Origin of the sequence: Jannaschia aquimarina, from assembly GCF_000877395.1 — a bacterium.
GTDB classification, from domain to species: Bacteria; Pseudomonadota; Alphaproteobacteria; order Rhodobacterales; family Rhodobacteraceae; genus Jannaschia; species Jannaschia aquimarina.
The window spans coordinates 75,521-96,327 of record NZ_JYFE01000017.1; the positions used below are offsets into that span (position 1 = coordinate 75,521).

The following is a 20,807-nucleotide window of genomic DNA, read 5'->3' on the forward strand; positions in this document are numbered from 1 at the left end:
TCAGTCGAACTTGCGCGACGGCGCCAGTACGACCGCCTCGCCGGCCAGGACCTTCTTGCCGTCGATGGCGCAATAGGTCTCCATGGTGACCTTGCGCTTGCGCAGATCCATGTCCGTGACGGTCACGACCGCCTCGACCCGGTCGCCCGGACGGACCGGGGCCAGGAATTTCAGCGTCTGGCCCAGATAGACGGTGCCATGCCCCGGAAGCTGCTCACCGATCACGGCTGAAATCAGGCCCGCCGTCAGCATTCCATGGGCGATGCGGCCCTCGAAGATCGTGTCATGCGCGTAGTCATCGTCCAGATGGACGGGATTCCGGTCCGTCGAAACCTCGGCGAACAGCTCGATATCCCGGTCGGTCACGACCTTGGAAAGCGATCGGGACATCCCGATCTCGATATCCTCGATGCAGATCGTGCCGCGAGGCAGGTTGTGGGTCGTATCGAGCATCACCGCGCACCTCCTGAACTGACCCGAGAGATAGCGCCCACGCCGCGATGCGGCAAGTCATTACGCAAGAAAAGTTCGTGCGACTATGGTGTGGGGGTAACAGCGTTACCGAAGTGTCCCGATCACGAATGTCGGGTTCGACTGTTCCGCCTCGAGAAACGCAGCCAGTTTCTCCGGGTCGGGGTCGCCGTCAGGCGCCGTCCCTGTCGGCTCGGCTCCCAGCCCCCCCGACAGGAAGAGGATGTCCAGATCCTCGCCCATCGCCCCCGCCACGTCGGTGGCGATCCCGTCTCCCACGCACAGGATCCGTCCGTCTGACACGTCCGCGATCCGCGACAGGCGCCGGCGGGCCAGATCGTAGATCGGCGGATGCGGCTTGCCGAAATAGAGCGAGGTGCCTCCCATCTGGGTATAGAGCTCCGCGATGGCCCCCGCACACCATTCCCGCACCCCGCCGCGATCCACGACGATATCCGGGTTGGCACACAGAAGCGGCAGGCGACGCGTCTTCGCCGCCAGAAGCTGCGGCCGCAGGACCGATGGATCGGCGGTGGGATCGAATGGCCCGGTGCAGGCGATGCCTTCGGCCTGATCCAATGGCACGCGCTCGACCGCGACCGGATCCTCGACCACCTTCGGGGCCTCGAAGAACGGTGCGTCGTGAGGCTGTCCGATATGGAAGACCCTTGCCCCGACCGCGCCGGTGAACATCGCGACCCGTGCGCTGTCGCCCGACGTCGCGATGTCGTCCCACGCGTCGGATGCGACGCCGATCTGGTCCAATTGCTCGGCGACCGACTTCCGCGGCCGCGGCGCATTGGTCACCAGGATCACCTTGCCGCCCTGTCTGCGGTAGGCTTGCAGAGCTTCGACCGCACCGGGCAGGGGGCGCACGCCGTCGTGCACGCAGCCCCACAGGTCGACGAACATCGCGTCGTAGGCGTCTGACACGTCCGAAAGCGCGCCGATGATCCGGGTCATTGCAGTTCCTTCATCCGCATGGGCACGTTTGACCGCCTCAGAGCTTGAGCGCGGGGATGATCTGCTTCTTTCGGCTCATCACGCCGGGCAGGACAACGCTGTCCCTCTCGACCGTCGCGCCGAAACTCTTTTCGGCCACCGTCTTCACCAGCGGGTTCGGGACCAGCAGCGTCGCTTCCTCCTTCAGGATGTCGACGACGAAGAGGAGCACCTGCTGAACCCCGTCCTCGGCGGCGACCTGTGTCATCGCCTCCATCAGGGCGTCCTTGCGGTTGAGGATGGCCTCGGGCGCCGTCGTTTCCAGCACCGAGACGCGGAACTTGGTGCCGTCCACGGCATATTCCTTGCTGTCCATCCGCAGCAATTCCGCCTCCGAAAAGCGGCTGACGTCCGACTTGGCACGGAACATGGCGGATGCCAGATCGGGGATCGACACGCCGAGCCCCTCGGCCAGCTTCTCGGCCCAGGCCCGGTCGTGATCGGTCGTCGTGGGCGAGCGGAATTCCAGCGTATCCGACAGGATGCAGGTCAGCATCGCACCGCGCACGCTTTCGGGAGCATCGTCGAGCGTGTCGCCCATCAGGTCGGCCATGATCGTCGCGGTGCAGGCGAGCGGGCGGATCGTGATGTCGATCGGTGCCTTGGTCTCGATTCCACCGGTCAGTTTGTGGTGGTCGATGATCTGGCGCACATCGGCCTGACCAAGCGAGGCGGGCAGTTCCGCGGGGTTGTTGGTGTCCACGATCACGACCGGCTGATCGGCCTCGACATCCTCGATGATCCGCGGTGCCTCGAGCCCCCAATGCTCCAGCATGAAGGCGGCCTCGGTGTTGGGCTCGCCCAAGAGAACGGCCTCGGCCTCGGTGCCTTGGCTGTTGAGATACCAGGCCCAGGCGATCGGAGAGCCGGTGGAATCGGTGTCGGGCGACTTGTGCCCGAAGACGAGGGTGGTCATGGCGTTCATCCCGTGGATAGATCGGCGCCGCCCTAGCAACGGACCCGCCGATTGTCACGCCCGCCCGAGACCGAGCTTTATGCCCCCGTGAAGGCATTCCTCGAAGCGCAAGGCTACGAGGTCAAGGGAGAGATCGCGGGCGCCGACGTCGTCGGATTGCGTGGAGACGAGCCGCCCGTCGTCGTGGAACTGAAATCCGGGTGGTCGCTGACGTTATTTCAACAAGGCATCGCGCGGCAGGATGCGACGCCCCATGTCTATCTCGCGGTCCCCGAAGGGCGTGGTCGCAGGGCCTCCGGCGCCCTGAAGGCGAACCTGAAGATCGCGCGCAGGCTGGGGCTTGGCGTTCTGACCGTGACGCCGCGGGGCACCATCACGCCGCGTCTGGACCCCGGACCGTTCCGGCCACGCCTGCTGGCGCGACCGAGGGAACGGCTCCTAAAAGAATTCGCCGCGCGCCGGGGCGATCCCTCTCCGGGCGGCAGCGCGGGTGCCGTCGTCACCGCCTATCGGCAGGATTGCCTTTTGCTGGCGAGCCACCTGGCCGTGGCGGGGGCATGCCGAGGGGCGGATGTGGCGCGGGCCACGGGCGTGCCGCGCGCGACCGCGATGATGCGCGACAATCATTACGGCTGGTTCCGGAAGGTCGAGCGGGGGATCTACGGGCTGACGGATCTCGGCCGCGTCTGCGCCGGGGCGGGCGGCACTCCGGTGCAAGCGCCTCTCCCGGAGGCCGATGGCACCGAGGGCATCCTGATCACCAGCGACCGGAGCGATCCGTGAGATACGTGGCCCTCGCCTGCCTCGCGATGACGATGATGGCGGGCAATTCGCTGCTGACGCGGGCGGGCGTTCTGGCCGGGACCGATCCGCTCGCCTTTGCGGCGATCCGCGTCGCCGCCGGAGCGGCGATGCTGGCGCTTCTGGTGCGCGGCCGGGTCCCGCTCAAGGGGCGCCTCGGACCTGCCGTCGCGCTCGCGGTTTATCTCGTCGGCTTCAGCCTTGCCTATCGGACCCTCGACGCCGGGCTCGGGGCGCTCATCCTCTTCGCGACGGTCCAATTGGCTTTGCTAGGCGCGGGCCTGGCCAAGGGAGAGACGATGTCGGTTAGGCGCGGGGCGGGCATGGCGCTGGCGCTCGTGGGCATGGTCTGGCTTCTCTGGCCGGGGGACCGCGTCGATTTCGCCCTGCTCGACGGAGCCCTCATGATCGCGGCGGGTCTGGGCTGGGCGGCCTACAGCTATGCCGGGAAGTACGCCACCGACCCCCTTGGCGCGAATGCGGGCAGCTTCCTTCTGGCGGCGGCGGGCTTCGCGCTTGCGCTGCCGCTATGGTGGGACGCGCCGATCACCGTCCGTGGCGCGGTGCTCGCCTCGATCTCGGGGGCGATCACCTCAGGGATCGGCTATGCGATCCTCTACCGTGTCCTGCCGCGTCTTGGCCTTGCCGCAGCCGGGGTCGCGCAGCTCTCGGTGCCGGTGATCGCGATGATCCTCGGCGCCCTCATCCTGGCGGAACTGCCATCGGCGCGCGCTCTGGCCGCCGGCTGCCTGACCTTGGTCGGCATCGCGCTGGCGACACTTCAGGGGACGATCCGCTCCAAGGGATCGTAAGCCGGTGCACCCGGGTCCTGCCAGGCCACGGATGGCAGCGCCGACGGACGGAACCGGATCAGATCCATCTCGCCGCGGCTGAACCACTGCCGGTCCGTGACCACCGCTTCGGGGTCCGTCCAATCCTCCGAAAGCGCACCGTCGATCAGGCGGCAGCGGAAGAAGACCTCGACCTGATGAAACCCGCGATCCGGGTCGTGAAACTCGTTCAACAGGCACGGCTCGCCCACAGCGATCGTCAGTCCCGTCTCTTCTTGGACTTCCCGGGCGAGGTTGTCCGGCATGCTCTGATGCCGCTCCGCGCCGCCGCCCGGTGCGCACCACAGGTCGCTGCCGCGATGGGCCGGATAGGCATTGACCATCAGAAGACGGTCGCGGTGCATCAGGATGGCGCGGGTGGCGAGGCGGATCGGCATGGCTCGCGGCCCCTAGCGCGGCAGGCGGTGCATGGCTAGATCCACCCCATGCGCGCACTCCTGCTTCTTCTTGCCCTTCTGGCGCCGCCTGCCGCGGCCCGGCAGGATGAGTGCGTCATCCTGCTACACGGCCTCGCGCGGAGCGACTATTCGTTCCTGCTGATGGAAACCGCGCTGGTGGCCGAGGGATATCGCGTGGTCAACGTGGACTACGACTCGACGAGTGCGGATATCCGGACGCTCTCGGTCTCGATCATACCGCCGGCGTTGCGGGGGTGTGAGGGGACGGGACGTATCCACTTCGTTACCCATTCCATGGGCGGTATCATCGTCCGGGCCTGGGCGGATGCGAACGAGATGCCGACAGGCCGCACGGTGATGCTGGCGCCCCCCAATCAGGGATCGGAACTCGTCGACACCCTGGAAGAGATCCCGCCATTCGACTGGATCAACGGCCCGGCGGGGGGGCAACTCGGCACCGACGGCCTGCCGTCCGAGTTGGGACCGGTCTGGCCGGGCGTGGGCGTGATTGCCGGGAACCGGTCCCTGTCTGCGATCTATTCGACGATCCTGACCGGGCCGGACGACGGCAAGGTGACGGTCGAGTCCACCCGCGTGGAAGGCATGGCGGATCACATCATCTTGCCGGTGACGCACACGTTCATGATGAATTCGCCGCTCGTGATCGCAGAAACGCTGCACTTTCTTGAACACGGTGAGTTCGACGTCGACCTGGACATGACGGATGCCGTCGAGACGCTGCTCCCCGACAATATGGGGCAGGCGGTGGATCAGTTGCTCGCGGATTGATCCCGTTCTGGCGGCACGACCTTTCCGGGGTTCATGCGATTGTCGGGATCGAGCGCGTTCTTGATCGCGCGCATCACGTCGAGGGCGATGGGGTCCTTGCGCCGACGCATCGTCGCCAGCTTCGACAGCCCGATGCCGTGTTCCGCGCTGATCGACCCGCCGAGACCGACGGTCACGTCCTCGACCATCTCTCGCAGGCGATCGAGATGGTCCGGATCGTCCGATGTCGGATAGAGCGTCAGATGAACGTTCCCATCGCCCAGATGAGCGACGATCAGGTTGCCCGCCCCTTCATCCAGATGCGTCAGCCTGGCCTCCATCTCGGCGATGAAGTCGGCGACGCGGTCCACCGGAAGGCAGATGTCGTTGTCAACGATGGGAAGGCGGGTGAAGGTGATCTCGGCAGCGGCTTCGCGCATCTCCCAGACCATCTTCCGCTGCGTCTCCGACTGCGCGACCGTCGCGTCCAGAACTTCGCCACGCTCGATTGCGCCCGAGAGGATGTCCTCGACCTGCGGCGTCGGGTTCCGTGACAGGCCCCCGAGTTCCAGCATCACGGTATGGTCGTGGATCCCGAGCGGTTGTTTGAGGTCGGGCCGATGCTCGGCCAACGCTTCCATATAGCTGCGCGGCATGTACTCGAATGCTTCGACCGCCCCTTCGGATGCCAGTTGCAGCCGGTTCAGGAGGTCGAGGGCGGCAGGCACGCCGGCGACCGCCAGCAGCGCGGTCGCGTGATGCTTCGGTTTGGGCGAGAGCCGGAGGATTGCCGCGGTGATCAGACCCAGCGTTCCTTCGGCCCCGATGAAGAGATCCCGTAGATCGAAGCCGGAATTGTCCTTGTGCAATTCGCTCATGAGATCGAGGACGCGCCCGTCCGCGAGAACCACTTCCAGCCCGAGACACAGACCTCGTGTGGAGCCGTAGCGGACGACGTTCGAGCCGCCCGCATTCGTGGACAGGACCCCGCCGATCTGCGCCGAGCCGCGCGCCCCGAAGGTCAGGGGGAAAACCAGGTCTTGGTCATCCGCCGCGGCGTGAAGATCGGACAGGATCACGCCCGCCTCGACGATCGCGAGCCGGGCGGCAGGGCGGATCTCGCGGATCCGGTTCATCCGCTCCAGCGAGATCATCAGCGCACCGACATTCGCCGTTCCGCCGACGAGGCCGGTATTCCCCCCGACGGGGACGACGGCGAGACAGTGGCGCGCGGCAAGCTGTACGCATTCCGATACCTCCCGCGTCGTCGCAGGGCGGACGACGGCGAGCGGTTGCGCGCGCCATTTCCCCGTCCAGTCCTTTTCGAAGCGCTGGGTGTCCGCGCCGATGAGGACATGGTCCGCGCCGAGCAGAGAGCGCAGGTCGTCGAGAGCAGGATGGTCGGTCATGAGGCGCCTTCTGGCATGAGCGGTCTGCGGGCGGAAGGCGGCCTCTTGACGGGGGCAGGGCGGCCCCGTATCTCGCCGCCGGTGTGGCGGTATAGCTCAGTTGGTTAGAGCAGAGGAATCATAATCCTTGTGTCCGGGGTTCGAGTCCCTGTACCGCCACCAAACACCTTTCTTCGAGAAGTCGATCACCTGCTCTGCAACAGGACAGAGCGGCAGTGTGATTACAGATCGCGTGAGAATTTTCGAAGGCGGAGCTTCCCCCGGTCCCGCCCACGTTTCAGCGTGCGATTTGCGGGCATCCCAGCCTTTTATGCGTCCGACATGGTGACCCATTGCGCTGGTGTCGGTGGCAGGCTTGAGACCCGCTGCCGACGGAGCCTTGGATCCTGTTCGACAGGGCAGCCAACCGGCGCTTGAGGGGCCAGTCTCCGTGATCAACAGCACCGTCATCACGTCTCAAAATTCTGGAAGCCACAGGGCTTGATTGCCGCCCCACCTCAGGCCGGAAGCTCGTCCCGCAGCGACTTCAGGTCGCCTTCGAAGGACCTGGGGGCGCCGTTCAGCCGGTCGAGGAAGCACTGCGTCCACCAGGCGATGTCTTCATCGAAGACATTCTTCCGGAGGGCCGCATGACGCTCTTTGCGTTCTTCGAGGTCCATCGTCAGCGCCCGTTCGATCGCGTCCGCAAAGCTGCTCTGGTCGAACGGGTTCACGAGGAGCGCCGCGCTCAGCTGCTCCACCGCGCCGGCGAAGTGCGAGAGGATCAGGACGCCCGGATCCTCTGGATCCTGCGCGGCGACGAACTCTTTCGCGACGAGGTTCATCCCGTCGGCAAGCGGCGTGACCAGCGCCACGTCGGCCCGCCGGTACAGGCCCGCGATCACGTCGCGGTCGATATGCCTGTTCACGTAGCGGACCGGGGTCCAGTCCAGCTCCGCGTAAATCCCGTTGATATGTCCGGCCGCGCGTTCCAGCTCTTCGCGGATCTCCTGATAGGCGGCCACGTCCCCGCGCGACGTCGGCGCAATCTGGAGGAAGGTCGGCGCCAGGGATCCGGGATCGCGCCGTTCGAGATAGGCCCCGAACGCCTCGATCCGATGGACAAGGCCCTTGGAGTAGTCCAGCCGGTCCACCCCGATCAGAAGCGGGGCATGTTTCTGCAGCGTGAGACGGGGAATTGTGGCTGTGCGGGCGGCCTCGGCGAACCCGTCCGCGTCGATGCCGATGGGGAAGGACCTGACCTGAAACAGACGACTGTCCCGGATCCACGTGCCGTCTGCCAGCACCTGACACCGCTTGTCGACCTTCAGGACTTCGTTGACGGCAGCCACGTCCCGCGTCGTCTGGACGCCGAAAAGGTCGTGCGCGGCGATCCAGCCAGGCAGCAGGGCGACCTGGGGCAGGGCCATGATCTCGTTCTGCGACGGGAACGGGATGTGCAGGAACAGGCCGATTCGGTTCTGCACGCCAAGCGCGCGCAACTCGTGCGCGACCATCAGGAAGTGATAGTCGTGGATCCAGATGACATCGTCGGGTTCGACAATCCCGGCAATGGCGCGGGCGACCCGTGCATTGACCGCCGCATATGACGCGAAATCGCCCTCGCGGATATGCAGCAGGTCCGACCGATGGTGGAAAAGCGGCCAGAGAACCGCGTTCGAGTACCCGAGGTAGAAGCCTTCGTGCTCTCGTTCCGTCAGGTCGAATGTATGGCGTTCGTAGGGCTGTGTCCCGTCGTCGATCCGGGTCAGCCCGGATTTGACGTCCGTGCCTGGATCTGCGGCGCCGATCCAGATTCCGCCGGCGTCGGACAGCGCTTCGTGAAGCGCGAAGACCAATCCGCCGGCCGGGATTCCGCCTTTGGGCAGACGATTCGAGAGAACGATCAGACGGCCGTCTGCTGCGTCCGTGTCAGGCAAGCCAATGCTCCAGCAGGTCGATCAGGTCGGACGGCGTCGCCAGCCGATGGCGTGCGGCGCTCTCTGCGTCCCCGATCTTGATGCCCAACCCACCCAGTGCCTGAGCCGCCTTGATCCCAGCCTCGTCCGTCAGATCGTCGCCGGCGTAAATCGGCTTGTGGCCTTCGAATGCGGGCAGCTCCATCAGATGCTGGACGGCAGTGTCTTTCCCGACGCCTTCCGGTTTGATCTCATACGCCATTAGGGCCGGCTGAAGCTTGAAGCCCTGAGCAGCACAGGCGAGCGCCTCCATGAACTTCATCACATGAGCGGCCTTGTCCTCGGCCTGGCGGTAATGAAGGACCACACCGGAAGGCTTGGTCTCCGCAACGAATTCCGGGCGCAGGGCCACGAAATCCTCGACCAGCCGATGCAGCCGGGAAACGATTGCCGCGTCGACCTTGGCAGAGACCTCTCGCTCGCCCTCGATCCGGTACTCTGTCCCGTGGATCCCGACCAGAGGACCATCGAACGACGGAAGGAAATGCTCCAGATCCTCGATCGTACGGCCGGAGATCAGTGCAATGCGCCCCTGGAGCCGTTCCTGCGCCCTGTCCAAGAGGCGCACGACCCGATCCGAGACCCGGACCTCCATGGGTCTCTCGGCTATCTCGACGAGCGTCCCGTCGAAATCGAGCAGCAGCGCCGTTTCTTCGGGTGGCGGCAAATCAAACGCCCCCGAATTCACATGAGATTTCGGAGGCGTCATGAATCCTGTCAGTTCGTAGTAGAGCATCCGCACGTGCCCTCCCTGATGGTCGCTATTCGGCGGCGACCCTCAGGTTGACCCGTGCTCTCTGCACGGCCAGCGTGGCGTCGACCAGCCCATCCTTGTTACCACAATCATAGCGCGTTCCCGAAAACCGGAAAGCATTGATCTTCCCCATCGCCGCGATGGCGTCCGTCAACTGGATCTCGCCACCGGCGCCGTAGCCGGTATCGCGGAGCACGTCGAAGACCTTGTGGGACAGGATGTACCGCCCAACGGCGGCCAGGCGGGACGGCGCATCCTTCGGGGCAGGTTTCTCGACGAAACCGCGTGCGGCGATCGCCCTGCCGTCGATCGAGGGCGTCTTGCCGTCGCAGTCGAATATACCGTAGCTCGATACCTTTTCACGCGGGACTTCCTGTGCAGCGACAAGGCTTCCCATCCGGTCGGGATCAAACGACTTCGTCATCTCGGCCAAGGCAGGCGTTCCCAGGATCAGATCGTCCGGCAAGATGACACCGACCGGGCCTTCGAGCGCATCGTCCGCCGCGCAAAGGACCGCATGTCCCAGCCCCTTCTGTTCGTGCTGCATTACGAAGCGGATTTCTACGTCGTCACGGGCGTTCGTCGCCTGCACGCTGGCCAGAAGGGCCGTCTTCCCCTTCTCCTCTAGTTCCGCCTCTAACGACGGGTCCGGCTCGAAGAACTTCTGGATCGCGTCCTTGGAGGGGTGAGACACCATCACGAGGCGCCGTGCCCCGGCAGCGATCGCCTCCTCCACGGCGAACTGGAGGAGCGGGGTATCATAGACCGGAAGCAATTCCTTCGGCATGACCTTGGTGGCCGGGAGCATCCGAGTCCCCAGTCCGGCAACGGGGAAGATGACAGTGTCCAACCGGTTCATTTGGCTCTCCTCGGAATGCTGCAACTGCAAAGAAACTTGCGCACATTCGTGTCAGTTCCCAGCCGATTTGATGAAAATACGTTAACGGAAGCAGCTTCTTGCCGCCTTGCCGCATATCCTCGGCAACTTGCCGTCAAGCTGCCATATCTTTGAGCAGTTCGGGAATCCGGGAGAGATCGTCCCGGAATCGCTCCGTCTCGCGAGCGCGGTCCTCTTCGCCCGGTAGGCGCAGAAGGTAGGAGGGATGCACCGTTATCAGAACCGGGCGGCCGTCGCGGGTCTTCTCGACACCGCCCCGACGCTTCAGCAGGCCGGCCCCGTTCCCCGTCAACGCATGAAGCGCCGTCGCGCCCAGAGCCACGCACAGGTCCGGATCGACTGCCGTCAATTCCTGCTCCAGCCACCAGCGACATGCGCTGACTTCCGATGCGGCGGGCTTCTGATGGATCCGACGCCGACCACGTTGCACGAATTTGAAGTGCTTCACCGCATTGGTGACGTAGAGTTCGGACCGGTCCAGACCCGCGGCGATCGCCTGCTCGTCGAACATCTGGCCGGCGGGGCCCACGAACGGGCGGCCTGCGATGTCTTCCTTGTCGCCGGGCTGCTCTCCAACGATCATCACGCGCGCGTCCTCAGGCCCTTCGCCGAAAACGATCTGCGTGGCATCCGAGTAGAGCGGGCATCGCGTGCAGGCCGACGCGCTTTTGGCGAGTTCGGGCAGACCGGATGCGGCGAATAGGTCGGTTTGGCTGTTCATCTGCGCCTCCTGACTGGGCGTAAGGGCACGGGCTGGACGGGGTGCGTTCGTGACCATCTGGGACACGCGCGCCCGCGCGCCGGCTATCAGATCGGGAATCGCCTGGGCCTCGGGAAGGTTCCGCCAGTATTTCTTGGGCATCTCGGCCGACATCGCTTTCGGCTTCAGGCGCGCGGGGTTGAAGATGGACTTGTAATAGGTCGTCCAGAGTTCTTCGAGCGGGTCACCTTCCGCGGGTCTACCGCCCTCGTGAAGCGAGTAGGAAAGCCGCCCCGCCTCGAACGAAATCTTCACATCGGGTGTCGCGATCTCCCAATCCATGTCTCCGAACCTGTCGGCGAAGAAGCGGCCGACATTCTCTTCGATCCGGTGGTCGGGTTCGAACCACGCCGAAAACCGCCGCCGCCGGCCGTCGCCTTCGACTTCCCGGAAGCGGAGGAACGCGTGCATCTTGTGAATGTCGCGGCGGACGGACTTTGCGATCTCGTTCGCCCGGGCGACATCCGGGTCGGCGGGGTCCGACAGAAGCCGGGGGTGGCGCTTCAGCCGCGTCAGCAAGGTGTAGGCCAGTGCCATGCCGCCATTCGACCGATACGGGATCAGGTGGCGGGCCAAGGCAGGGAACGCTTTCGGGACTGAAAGCATATCGCCTGCGGGCAAGGGGTCCGCGATCAGAGGGGCGGGGTCGGTTTCGAGCCCCCATTCCACGTCGGACGGGGGAATGCCCGCGGCCGCCAGCCGCCGGGCTGCGTCGCGCCAAGCATCGAACGTTCCGAGACGGGGAAGGCGCGGTGCGAACATGTCAGCCGAGCCGGGCGATCGAGGCCATTCCACTGATCCACTCGAACGTGGGTCCGCCGGTCACGCGAACAATTCCATCTGCTGCGGCTTGACGAACCGGTCGCGAAGCGCGGCTCCCTCCAGCATCGGGCCCGGTCTGTGGGCGCGCGCCACGATGAACGGCCGCGCATTCTTGAGCCGAGCGCCCATGCGGCGCAGATCCTCGAGCGAAAGCGACCCGTTGCGCCGGGCCTTGAGGATCCGGTCCACGATCCGTGTCCCGAAGCCGGGGACGCGCAACAATGCCTCTTTCGGTGCGCTGTTGACGTCCACCGGAAAGCGGTCTCGGTTCGACAGGGCCCAGGCGAGCTTGGGGTCGATATCCAGGTCCAGCATCCCGGCCTGATCGGACAGGATCTCATCGAGAGAGAACTCGTAGAACCGAAGCAGCCAATCCGCTTGGTACAAGCGATGCTCTCGCATGAGCGGCGGGTCCTTCAGTGGCAGGACTGCGCTGGCGTCGGGGATCGGTGAGAATGCGGAATAGTAGACCCGCTTCAGATCGTAGGCGCCGTAGAGCCGGTTTGCATTGCCCAGAACCTGACGGTCCGTCCCGTCATCCGCGCCGACGATCATCTGCGTCGACTGACCGGCAGAGGCGAATTTTCCCCGGCGGCGACCGGTGTGCGTCCTGTCGGAATAGTCTTCCTTGGTCGCCCTCACGTTCCCCATTGCCTTCCGGATCGAAGCGGCATCCTTTTCGGGCGCCAGATCGTTCAATCCGGCGTCGGTGGGCAATTCGATGTTGATCGACAGCCGGTCGGCGGCCAGGCCGGCGCGCTCGATCAGGTCCGGGCTCGCATCCGGGATCGTCTTCAGATGGACGTAACCACGGAACCCGTTCGCCCGCAGCTTCTCGACGATCAGCACGAGCTGTTCCATCGTGTAGTCGGGGCTTCGGATGATCCCCGAACTCAGAAAAAGCCCCTCGATGTAGTTCCGGCGATAGAACTCTTCCGTGAGCCAGACCACCTCCTCGACGGTGAAGCGCGCCCGTCTGACATTCGAGGACCTGCGATTGACGCAGTAGGCGCAGTCGAACACGCAGACATTGGTCATCAGGATTTTCAAAAGCGAGATGCATCGTCCGTCCGGGGTATAGGCATGGCAAATGCCGGACCCGGTGGTCGATCCCAAGCCGGACCCGTCGCGCGACGATCGCTTGCTGCCACCCGAAGATGCGCAGGACGCATCGTACTTGGCGGCGTCCGACAGGATCGCAAGCTTCTGCTGAATCGACATCTTTCCCATTTGTTCTTCTTATGTTCCGAAACCCTCGGCCGCAAGATCGACCCGTCATTCGACATAGGGGAAAGGAACCCGGACGGGGGAGGTGGGCGTTATGCCCAAACGAATAGGTTCAGCAGAACCGCCATCTCCGGAGAGGACACTATGCGCAGCATCTTTTACATCATCGGCGTCGTCGTTGTTGCCTTGGCAGTCATCAACCTCGTCGCCTGATGCCACTCCTCGGGGACACGTGACGCGCCTCGGTTTCGCAGCGTCGCCTTCGCCGGGATTTTTTTCAAGCGGACAAGACGAGACAGGTGAACATCATGTCGAACACGAGCACCACGAAGACCGACAAACAGAGCGTGACCAAGGCGGCGCATCCATCCGCTGATGTGTCGCCGTCGGCGCCTCACGCCAGCGGCGATACGTCCGGGATCGACGTATCTGCGACGGCCACGGATCCGCTTCTGCGGGGCGAGGCGCCCGCGCAGGACGATCAGTCGCCCACCGAGATCGCCAAGAACACGTCTCAGGCCGCGATGTCGCGTGCAGAGGAACTGGCTGCACAGGGCCGCGCCGAAGCGGAGAGTATCGCCGAACGCGGCAAGGCTGCGGCATTCCAGCGTGCGGAAGAGGCGAAAGCCCGCGCCGCAGGCGAAGTGAACCGGACCGCCGACAGGGTTCGCGCAGCGGGATACGAATTCGGGGATGACAGCTATCCCGCCTATGCCGCCGACTACATCGCCGGGACGCTCTCGGATGCCGCTCGTGCCATCGAAGAGCGGGACGTGCGCGGGATGGTGGGCGAGGTATCCTCGTTCGCGCGCGCGAATCCGGCACTCTTCCTCGGCGCGGCCGCCGTTCTGGGGTTCGCAGTTGCGAGGATGATGAAGGCCACCAGCCGGGATGAAGATCATGGCGCATCGGCCTATGACACGGCACGTCGCCCGATCGAACCCCCGCGCCCCGGGCTTGCCCATACGCCTTACGGCCGCGCATCGGTCCGACCGGGCCGGAGCTATTGAAGATGAAGGACGGTCTTCACGAACACCCCTCGGACGAGACAGGTCGCGGACCTCTTTCGCTGGTCAGCGAGATCCTGACCCACGTCTCCAACCTTGTCCGAAAGGAGTTCGATCTTGCGCGCGCAGAGGTGAATGAGAACCTCACGCGCGCGGGGATCGCAATCGGGCTGCTGGTCGGCGCGGTGGTCGTCGCTCTGGTCGCACTCAACGTGCTGGCGGCTGCGCTCGTCGCGGCGATCTCGGCCCTGGGCCTCGAGCCGGGCTGGTCCGCGATCATCGTCGGCGGCGGCTTGGCGATCATCGCGTTCGCGATGGTGGCGAAGGGGGTCAACGACCTCAAGCTGACAAGCCTGGCGCCGGATCGGACCGCAAAGAACATTCGGCGCGACGCTGATGCGGTAAAGGAGACGTTCCGATGACCGGGCATCGCACGTCCGACGACATCGAGCGGGAAATCGAGGAAGAACGGAGCGCGCTCACCCGTTCCCTTAACGAGTTGCAAGCCCAGTTCGCGCCGGATCGCGTGATGGATCACGCGGCGAGCTATCTCAAGGAACATAGCGGAGAGTTGGCGGACGGTTTTGCCCGCCAGGTCAAGGAAAACCCGCTTGCCGCCGCGATGGTCGCCGGAGGGGTGGGGTGGCTGCTGTTCGGGTCCGCGAAACCTGCCGACCCTGCGCCCAACGATCACCGGATTGCCGGCACCGATACGACGCCGGCGATCTCGGGTCAGGGCCGTGCCGAGCTCCGTCCGCAACCTGCTTTTGACGATAGTGAATATGCCGACGCGCCGGGTGATCTCGGCACGCCGACACACGACCAGGCAGGGTTCGACGCGCGTCTCAGGGAAGCTGACGGCACGCGGAAAGAGCCCATCGAACCCGTTCACCGACACATAGCATATTCTCCTTTTGCAGAAGGGGGGGATGCGGAACAGAAAGGATCGCATGACATGCCGACCTACGATTATCACGACATTCGGGATCGCGGTTACGCCCGGTCCGCCGAGCTTCGCGCCCGCCTTGCGGAAGGTACCGAGAAGATGTCGGAGCAAGCCCGTCTCCGCGTGATGCGCGCGCGCGAAGCCGCCGCCGTCGCGCAGAGCCGGGTTGAGAGCCAGGTTGGCAACGCCGCCGCTTCCGGTCGGCGAGCCTTCTACGAGCAGCCCCTGCTCGGCGGCCTTCTCGTCTTCGGTATCGGCGCGTTGGTTGGTGCGGCTCTGCCTAGGACACGGACGGAAGACGCCTATCTCGGGGTCTACCGGGACCGGGCCTTCGACGAGGCGGATCGCATTTTCCGTGAGGAGATGGAGAAGCTGAAGATCGTCGCCGAGGCGGCCGTCGACGAAGCGCGCGCCGTCGCTGACGAAAAGCTCGACGACGCGCGGAGTGCATACGAGGACGCTCGGGAGAACACGCCCACCGGGGAAGACGCGGTCAGAGCGGCCGAGGGTGAGGTGAGGTCTGCGGCACAGCGTGTCGCTGACGCGGCGAAATCCGAAGCGGAAAAGCAGAACCTCGGAAAGACGCTGAACTGAGACAGCACCACCGCCCTGACATAGAGTGCGGCGCGGTCTGAATGACTGCGCCGCTTTTCTTTTGGCTTGATAAGCCGAAAAAAAAGGCGGGCCCGAAAGCCCGCCTCTGCACGATGCGAAATTGACTTACGCAGCCGCCTTCGCGTTGATGCCGCCCTTCGCGAGATCGGTGAACTTCTCGTCACCATCGTAGGTGTTCGAAAGGTGACGATCGAGCAATTCGGCATCCTCTTCGAAGCCGAGGCGTTCCGCGAACGCCTTCACGCAGCCGTAACCGGCGATCGCATAGTGTGCCATACGCTGGTATTGCGTGATGATCATCGCATCCCGCACGTCCGCATCGCCGAACTCTTCCTCGAGCGCGTGCTTCCGAGCCTCCTTCACGAGGCCTTCCATGCCGTGGCAGTGCTCTCCGCCGGGCTCCTCACCGTGCTTGCGCAGAATGCCGGCCATGACGTCCTTCCCGGCGCTCGTGCCCTTGTGGCCCTTGTGGAGCGCCTCTTTCAGATCCGCATTCGTCGCGGCGTCTTCCAGCTTGATGGTGACGTCGATCGACTGATCGCAGGCCGAATAGAGGTCCTTCAACTGATCGATGTAGAGGTCCTTGAGCGTATTCATTTTCATCCTCCTAGTTGGGGTATCTCGATCAGGGGAACGCGCATCGACAAGGCAGCGTTCCACCACGTTTTCCGCCTTTTCGACGGAACACGCCCCCCCTTCACCCGCGTTTAACAGCTACCCAACCTGCAAACTGGAGAAGACTTACATGACCGATCGTATCGACGCGCTGAAAGACCTTTTGACCCGCCTAATTGACAGCCGTGAAGGCTATCGCGAAGCACTGGATCACGTCGAAAGCGCGCATATTAAGACGATATTTCAGGAATTCATGGCCCGCCGGGATCGCAATGCCAGCGAGGTCCGGGCCTACCTGACGAAAGCCGGTCACAACGTTGATGACGACGGCTCGATCCTGGCATCGGCACATCGCACTTGGCTCGGCCTGAAAGATGCCGTGACGCCCTCGAACGACGCCGCCACCCTGGCGGAGGTCGTCCGGGGCGAAAGCGCATTGCTGGACGCCTACGACAACGCGATTGAGGCAGGCGCGGGCAGCGACCCAGAATATGGGTTCCTGGTCGAGCAGCATGCGTCGCTCAAGGCAGCGATCGAGCAACTGAAGGCACGCGAAGACCTCGCGGCCTGAAGACGGACCACTACCTTTCGGAGCGTCCGCTACGGGCGCTCCGAAAACGTTCAACAGAGGAGTTTCGTCCATGACACGCATCGCGGTGGTCGCAGGTGGTTCAGCCGGAGTGGGACGGGCCGTCGTCTCTGCCATGATCGACAGGGGGTGGAAGGTCGCCGTCCTCGCCCGCGGGAAGGAACGGCTGGACGAGATCGCTTCGGAATACGGCGACGCGGTCTTCACACGCACCTGCAACGTCGCCGAAGACGCCCAGCTTCAGGCCGCCGCCGATGCGATCATGGGTCATTGGGGTGCGCCGGACGTCTGGGTGAACTGCGCGATGCTGACCAAGTTCGCCGCCTTCGAGGACGTCACCGAAGACGAATTCCAGAAGATCACCGCCACGACCTATTTCGGTCAGGTCAATGGATGCCGGGCTGCCCTCCGCATCATGAAGCGGGGCAATATCGTGAATGTCGGGTCCGGGCTGTCCTATCGGCCGGTACCCCTGCAGGCGGCCTATGTCGGGGCGAAACACGCCATCAACGGATTCACCGGCGCATTGCGCTCCGAGTTGATTCATCAGGGCCGACCCATCGAGCTGAGCCTCGTTCAGCTTCCGGCGATCAACACACCGCAATTTGACTGGGCCCGCAACGCGATGGCAGCCAAGCCTCAGCCCGCCCCGCCGATCTTCCAGCCCCAAGTCGCGGCGGATGCGGTGATGAAGGCCATCGACACCAATGCTCGGGAACTGCTGGTCGGCCGATCCGTCATCGAACTCGTCTTCGGGGATATGCTTTTGCCCGGAATGATCGACAAGCAGATGGCGACATCGGGATACGAGGCGCAGGCCTCGGATCAGAAGGATTGGGGGCGCCCCGACAATCTGGAGGGGCCCATAGACTATCCCCCCCGCGCCGAGGGCAGCTACGGACACCGCGCGGAGCCGTCGGGCCTTATCGTCGATGCCGACATGGCCCGCAAGGCGGCCGTCTTCGGCGGCGTGGCCATCGCATTCGGTCTGGGCGCAGCGATCGGTGGCTTTCTTGGCGGTCGGGGGCGGCCGGCGTCGCCGAATGGCGTCGCCATGCAGGACAATCGCCGTCCGTGGGGCTACGACCGCCCACCGGCGGGCTCTTCGGTCAGGGCGTTGCCGCACTGATGGATCCCGTCGAAGTGACGCGCTGGGGGGCCGCGATCTGCGTGATCGCGGCCTCGCTCATGGTGGCGTGGGGGCAACCGGCGCGGCTCGTCATGTGGGGATTCGTGGTCTTCACGGTCGCATCCGCGCTCTGGATCGGGGCGGCCGCGATCGAGGCGAAATGGGCGCTGGTGGTCCAGAACGCCGTCCTGTTTGGAGTGAACGTCTGGGGCTGGGTCAGATGGGCCGCACGGGCGCGAGAAGAGGGCTAGAGCCCCCACGCAGCAGGCGCCTCACTCCACGACCCACGCGGCTGCGGTCCGGCCCGGCATCGAATTGCCGTCGAATTCCTGCGAGCAGAAGGCCGGGTCTGCCTTGACCCGCGTGGCGGTCTCTCCGAAATTGAGCACCGCTTCCAGTCGCCGCGACCCCTTCTCATAGCTGAGCCGAACGACCTCTCCGGTTCGGGACCAGTCGGTCAGATCCATGTTCCCGAGTGCCGAGTCCCTGCGAAACGCAGCCGCCCTGCGGTAGAACGTGAGGGTGCTGTCGCCGATCTCCTGGACGGCGACGGAGACGCTGTCCGGCCAGTCCATAGGCAGCCAGCTTTCACCCGTCGTAAAGCCGCGACCCGGCCCCTCGGCCCAGGGGATGGGCACCCGTGCCCCCTCCCGTCCGGGACCGTCCGGCCAATAGAGAAGGTCATACGGATCCGTGACCGCCGCGCGGGGCAGGGTCGGCTGGCAGAGTCCCAGTTCCTCTCCCTGATAGATGAGCACCGGGCCGGGCGACAGCATCAGGACGCTGGCCAGAAAGCGAACGTCCCGGTCGCTCCCGTCGCCGGATTTGCCGGCATGGCGCGGCTGGTCGTGAGACGACAGCCACCAGCAGATCTGCTCCGGTCGGTCTGCACGCTCGAGGATGTCGCCGTAGGCGTCCGCGGTCCCGGAAGATTCGGGAAAATCGGTCGTGTAGGCGGCGTTCAGGCGGCCGGGCTCGGTCAAGCCACAGGCGAGTTCCACCGAATTGTTGCCCGACGTGACCTCCCCCATGATCCAGGCATCGTGCCCGGCCCAGGTCCGCAGGTTCTCGGTGAAGGCCAAGCCGTCACCCGGCAGGATGTCGTAGACATGATCCTGCCAGGTATACGGGCTGAAATCCGGTCCCGAGACGCGGGCCTTCACCGCAGGCCGCGCGGGCGGATTGTCCTTCATCGACGGGTCGAACAGGAAGCTCGTCACCGCATCGACGCGAAAGCCGTCCACGCCACGGTCCAGCCAGAAGCGCATGACGTTGCGCATTTGGTCCTGCACCGCCTGACATCTCAGATTGAGGCTGGGCTGATCCTTGGTGAAGTTGTGGAAGTAGTATTGCCGCCGCTGATGGCACCACGTCCAGGCCGGTGTGCCAAACTGGGAGAGCCAGTTGTTCGGCGGGCTGCCATCCTCCTTCGGGTCCCCCCAGACGTAAAAGTCCTCGAAGGCCGGGTCGCCCTGGATCGCGCGTTTGAACCAGGGGCTCTCGGTCGAGGTGTGGTTGAAGACCTGGTCGATCAGCACCTTGAGCCCCAGTTCGCGGGCTCTTTCGATCAGCCTGTCGAAATCGGACAGCGTTCCCATCGCCGGATGCACGTCGATATGATCCGCGACGTCGTAGCCGCCGTCGGCCAAGGGCGAGGGAAAGAACGGTGACAGCCAGATCGCGTCGACGTTCAGGCGCGCGACATGCTCCAACTTGTGGATGATGCCGTTCAGATCCCCGATGCCGTCGCCGTTCGAATCCCGGAACGACCGCGGATAGATCTGATAGATGACCGGCGAGCGCGGCCAGGTAGAGGAGGGGGCCATCGCGCGCTCCGTTCAACTTTGGCCGGAACTTAAGGCGAGTAACCCGCATGACCAGCAGGTACAGGGTGCGGGACCGGTGTTGTCGTCCCCGCACCCTGGATGCAGCCGTCAAGCCTGGCGTCAGGCGCCCACGACCATGCCCCCATTCGGATGCATCGTCTGGCCGGTATAGTAGCTGCCGTCGGACGACGCGAAGAACAGGTAGGCCGTCGCCACTTCCCACGGCTGCCCCGCGCGGCCCATCGGCGTGCCCGAGCCGAAATCCTCGACCTGCTCGGGCTGCATCGTCCCGGGGATGAAGGGCGTCCAGATCGGACCGGGAGCGACCGCATTCACGGTTATGCCCTTATCCGTCAGGTTGGACGCCATGGACCTCGTGAACGCGAGGCTCGCACCGCGCGTCATCGAATAGGTCACCAAGGAGCCCATGCCGGCGAAGGCATTCACCGACGACGTGTTGATGATCCGTGCGCCTTCGCCGAGATGCTTCAGGGCCGCCTGGGTCGTGAACATATAAGCCATGATGTTTGAGCCGATCATCTGGCGGATCTTGCCTTCGGACAGATCGGCAAAATCCTCGTCGACCCATTGCTGGGCGCCGTTGTTGATCAGGATGTCCAGCTTGCCGAACTCGGCGACCGTCTCTTCGACGGCCTTCACGCAATTGTCCTTCACGCCGAGGTCACCCGGGATCAGCAAGCAGTCCGACCCCTCCTCCTCGACGATCTGACGGGTCTTGTCGGCGTCTTCGTCCTCTTCGAGATAGGCGATGGCGATCTTCGCGCCTTCGCGTGCGAACAGGGCAGCGATGGCGCGCCCGATGCCGCTGTCGCCGCCGGTGATCAGCGCAACCTTGCCGTCCAGTTTGCCCACGCCGGGATGGCGCGGTTTCCAGTCGGGCGCGGGATCCATCTTGTGTTCGTCGGCCGGCATCGCGTCCTGCGACTGGGCGGGAATATGCGGAGCATTCATGTCGTCTTCCTCTCGTGTTCGGGTTGTTAGCCAGCCAACAACCGGCGCTTCCCGATGTTCCCTGCAATTCCGT

The 20,807-nt window shown here is 64.6% G+C and carries 22 protein-coding genes and 1 tRNA gene; 10 read left to right on the forward strand and 13 right to left on the reverse strand.

Translation table 11 applies throughout. From position 1 onward, the window contains the following. From jaqu_RS03475 to jaqu_RS03485, 3 genes are all read right to left on the reverse strand, one after another. The gene (locus jaqu_RS03475; protein ID WP_043917552.1) at positions 1 to 453 is read right to left on the reverse strand and encodes a MaoC family dehydratase; all 453 of its coding nucleotides are present in this window, start codon (positions 451 to 453) and stop codon (positions 1 to 3) included. Between the two features lie 105 nt (positions 454 to 558). Next, a complete protein-coding gene (locus jaqu_RS03480) occupies positions 559 to 1,434 on the reverse strand; it encodes a TIGR01459 family HAD-type hydrolase (protein ID WP_043917553.1) in 876 nt (291 codons plus the stop codon). 37 nt (positions 1,435 to 1,471) lie between these two features. Continuing rightward, positions 1,472 to 2,389 carry a manganese-dependent inorganic pyrophosphatase gene (locus jaqu_RS03485; RefSeq protein WP_043917554.1) on the reverse strand — a complete coding sequence of 306 codons (918 nt, stop codon included), beginning with the start codon at positions 2,387 to 2,389 and terminating at the stop codon, positions 1,472 to 1,474. A gap of 51 nt (positions 2,390 to 2,440) precedes the next feature. On the opposite strand from jaqu_RS03485, the gene jaqu_RS03490 reads away from it, so the two are divergent. Beyond that, a complete protein-coding gene (locus jaqu_RS03490; protein WP_084629329.1) occupies positions 2,441 to 3,172 on the forward strand; it encodes a DUF2161 domain-containing phosphodiesterase in 732 nt (243 codons plus the stop codon). Continuing rightward, entirely contained in the window at positions 3,169 to 4,002 is an 834-nt protein-coding gene (locus jaqu_RS03495; protein ID WP_236687768.1) for a DMT family transporter, read from the forward strand. The genes jaqu_RS03490 and jaqu_RS03495 overlap by 4 nt, the downstream gene beginning before the upstream one ends. Here jaqu_RS03495 and jaqu_RS03500 read toward each other — a convergent pair. Then, positions 3,972 to 4,418, reverse strand: a complete 447-nt coding sequence (locus tag jaqu_RS03500) for an NUDIX domain-containing protein (RefSeq protein ID WP_043917555.1) — start codon at positions 4,416 to 4,418, stop codon at positions 3,972 to 3,974. The genes jaqu_RS03495 and jaqu_RS03500 overlap by 31 nt on opposite strands. A 48-nt stretch (positions 4,419 to 4,466) precedes the next feature. On the opposite strand from jaqu_RS03500, the gene jaqu_RS03505 reads away from it, so the two are divergent. After that, complete coding sequence (locus jaqu_RS03505) at positions 4,467 to 5,228, forward strand: esterase/lipase family protein (protein ID WP_043917556.1); 762 nt, start codon at positions 4,467 to 4,469, stop codon at positions 5,226 to 5,228. Here the strand turns inward: jaqu_RS03505 and jaqu_RS03510 are convergent. After that, positions 5,210 to 6,616, reverse strand: coding sequence for an FAD-binding oxidoreductase (locus tag jaqu_RS03510; RefSeq protein ID WP_043917557.1), 1,407 nt, complete (start codon positions 6,614 to 6,616; stop codon positions 5,210 to 5,212). The genes jaqu_RS03505 and jaqu_RS03510 overlap by 19 nt on opposite strands. 85 nt (positions 6,617 to 6,701) lie before the next feature. Here jaqu_RS03510 and jaqu_RS03515 point away from each other — a divergent pair. Then, a tRNA-Met gene (locus tag jaqu_RS03515) sits at positions 6,702 to 6,778 on the forward strand. Positions 6,779 to 7,113: 335 nt separating this feature from the next. Here jaqu_RS03515 and jaqu_RS03520 read toward each other — a convergent pair. From jaqu_RS03520 to jaqu_RS03540, 5 genes are all read right to left on the reverse strand, one after another. Continuing rightward, on the reverse strand, positions 7,114 to 8,535 hold the full coding sequence (locus tag jaqu_RS03520) for an alpha,alpha-trehalose-phosphate synthase (UDP-forming) (RefSeq protein ID WP_043917558.1): 1,422 nt from the start codon (positions 8,533 to 8,535) through the stop codon (positions 7,114 to 7,116). Further along, positions 8,528 to 9,310, reverse strand: coding sequence for a trehalose-phosphatase (gene otsB, locus jaqu_RS03525; RefSeq protein WP_052500752.1), 783 nt, complete (start codon positions 9,308 to 9,310; stop codon positions 8,528 to 8,530). The genes jaqu_RS03520 and otsB overlap by 8 nt, the downstream gene beginning before the upstream one ends. Positions 9,311 to 9,335: 25 nt before the next feature. Further along, positions 9,336 to 10,187, reverse strand: a complete 852-nt coding sequence (locus tag jaqu_RS03530) for a UTP--glucose-1-phosphate uridylyltransferase (RefSeq protein WP_043917559.1) — start codon at positions 10,185 to 10,187, stop codon at positions 9,336 to 9,338. 133 nt (positions 10,188 to 10,320) lie between these two features. Further along, positions 10,321 to 11,748 carry a UdgX family uracil-DNA binding protein gene (locus jaqu_RS03535; protein WP_043917560.1) on the reverse strand — a complete coding sequence of 476 codons (1,428 nt, stop codon included), beginning with the start codon at positions 11,746 to 11,748 and terminating at the stop codon, positions 10,321 to 10,323. A gap of 60 nt (positions 11,749 to 11,808) precedes the next feature. Then, on the reverse strand, positions 11,809 to 13,038 hold the full coding sequence (locus tag jaqu_RS03540) for a putative DNA modification/repair radical SAM protein (protein ID WP_043917561.1): 1,230 nt from the start codon (positions 13,036 to 13,038) through the stop codon (positions 11,809 to 11,811). 305 nt (positions 13,039 to 13,343) lie between these two features. On the opposite strand from jaqu_RS03540, the gene jaqu_RS20430 reads away from it, so the two are divergent. From jaqu_RS20430 to jaqu_RS20435, 3 genes are read left to right on the forward strand one after another with little or no spacing between them, the layout of a single operon-like run. Continuing rightward, on the forward strand, positions 13,344 to 14,045 hold the full coding sequence (locus jaqu_RS20430) for a hypothetical protein (RefSeq protein WP_141134297.1): 702 nt from the start codon (positions 13,344 to 13,346) through the stop codon (positions 14,043 to 14,045). Positions 14,046 to 14,047: 2 nt separating this feature from the next. After that, positions 14,048 to 14,464 carry a phage holin family protein gene (locus jaqu_RS03555; protein ID WP_043917563.1) on the forward strand — a complete coding sequence of 139 codons (417 nt, stop codon included), beginning with the start codon at positions 14,048 to 14,050 and terminating at the stop codon, positions 14,462 to 14,464. Further along, a complete protein-coding gene (locus tag jaqu_RS20435; RefSeq protein ID WP_052500754.1) occupies positions 14,461 to 15,582 on the forward strand; it encodes a DUF3618 domain-containing protein in 1,122 nt (373 codons plus the stop codon). Before jaqu_RS03555 ends, jaqu_RS20435 begins: the two co-directional genes overlap by 4 nt. A 126-nt stretch (positions 15,583 to 15,708) precedes the next feature. Here the strand turns inward: jaqu_RS20435 and jaqu_RS03565 are convergent, their stop codons facing one another. Beyond that, positions 15,709 to 16,200: a YciE/YciF ferroxidase family protein gene (locus jaqu_RS03565; RefSeq protein ID WP_316243054.1), complete on the reverse strand. Its 492-nt coding sequence runs from the start codon at positions 16,198 to 16,200 to the stop codon at positions 15,709 to 15,711. A 148-nt stretch (positions 16,201 to 16,348) separates the two neighbouring features. Between jaqu_RS03565 and jaqu_RS03570 the strand changes: the two genes are divergently transcribed. The 3 genes from jaqu_RS03570 to jaqu_RS03580 all read left to right on the forward strand — a co-directional run bounded on the left by jaqu_RS03570 (position 16,349) and on the right by jaqu_RS03580 (position 18,187). After that, entirely contained in the window at positions 16,349 to 16,789 is a 441-nt protein-coding gene (locus jaqu_RS03570) for a ferritin-like domain-containing protein (RefSeq protein WP_043917565.1), read from the forward strand. Between the two features lie 70 nt (positions 16,790 to 16,859). Then, complete coding sequence (locus jaqu_RS03575; protein WP_084629330.1) at positions 16,860 to 17,936, forward strand: SDR family oxidoreductase; 1,077 nt, start codon at positions 16,860 to 16,862, stop codon at positions 17,934 to 17,936. After that, the gene (locus tag jaqu_RS03580) at positions 17,936 to 18,187 is read left to right on the forward strand and encodes a hypothetical protein (protein WP_043917566.1); all 252 of its coding nucleotides are present in this window, start codon (positions 17,936 to 17,938) and stop codon (positions 18,185 to 18,187) included. The genes jaqu_RS03575 and jaqu_RS03580 overlap by 1 nt, the downstream gene beginning before the upstream one ends. A 21-nt stretch (positions 18,188 to 18,208) precedes the next feature. On the opposite strand, the gene jaqu_RS03585 is transcribed toward jaqu_RS03580, so the two are convergent. Continuing rightward, complete coding sequence (locus jaqu_RS03585) at positions 18,209 to 19,762, reverse strand: alpha-amylase family glycosyl hydrolase (protein WP_043917567.1); 1,554 nt, start codon at positions 19,760 to 19,762, stop codon at positions 18,209 to 18,211. Positions 19,763 to 19,882: 120 nt separating this feature from the next. Beyond that, positions 19,883 to 20,734, reverse strand: a complete 852-nt coding sequence (locus tag jaqu_RS03590) for an SDR family oxidoreductase (RefSeq protein WP_043917568.1) — start codon at positions 20,732 to 20,734, stop codon at positions 19,883 to 19,885. Between the last annotated feature and the right edge of the window lie 73 nt (positions 20,735 to 20,807).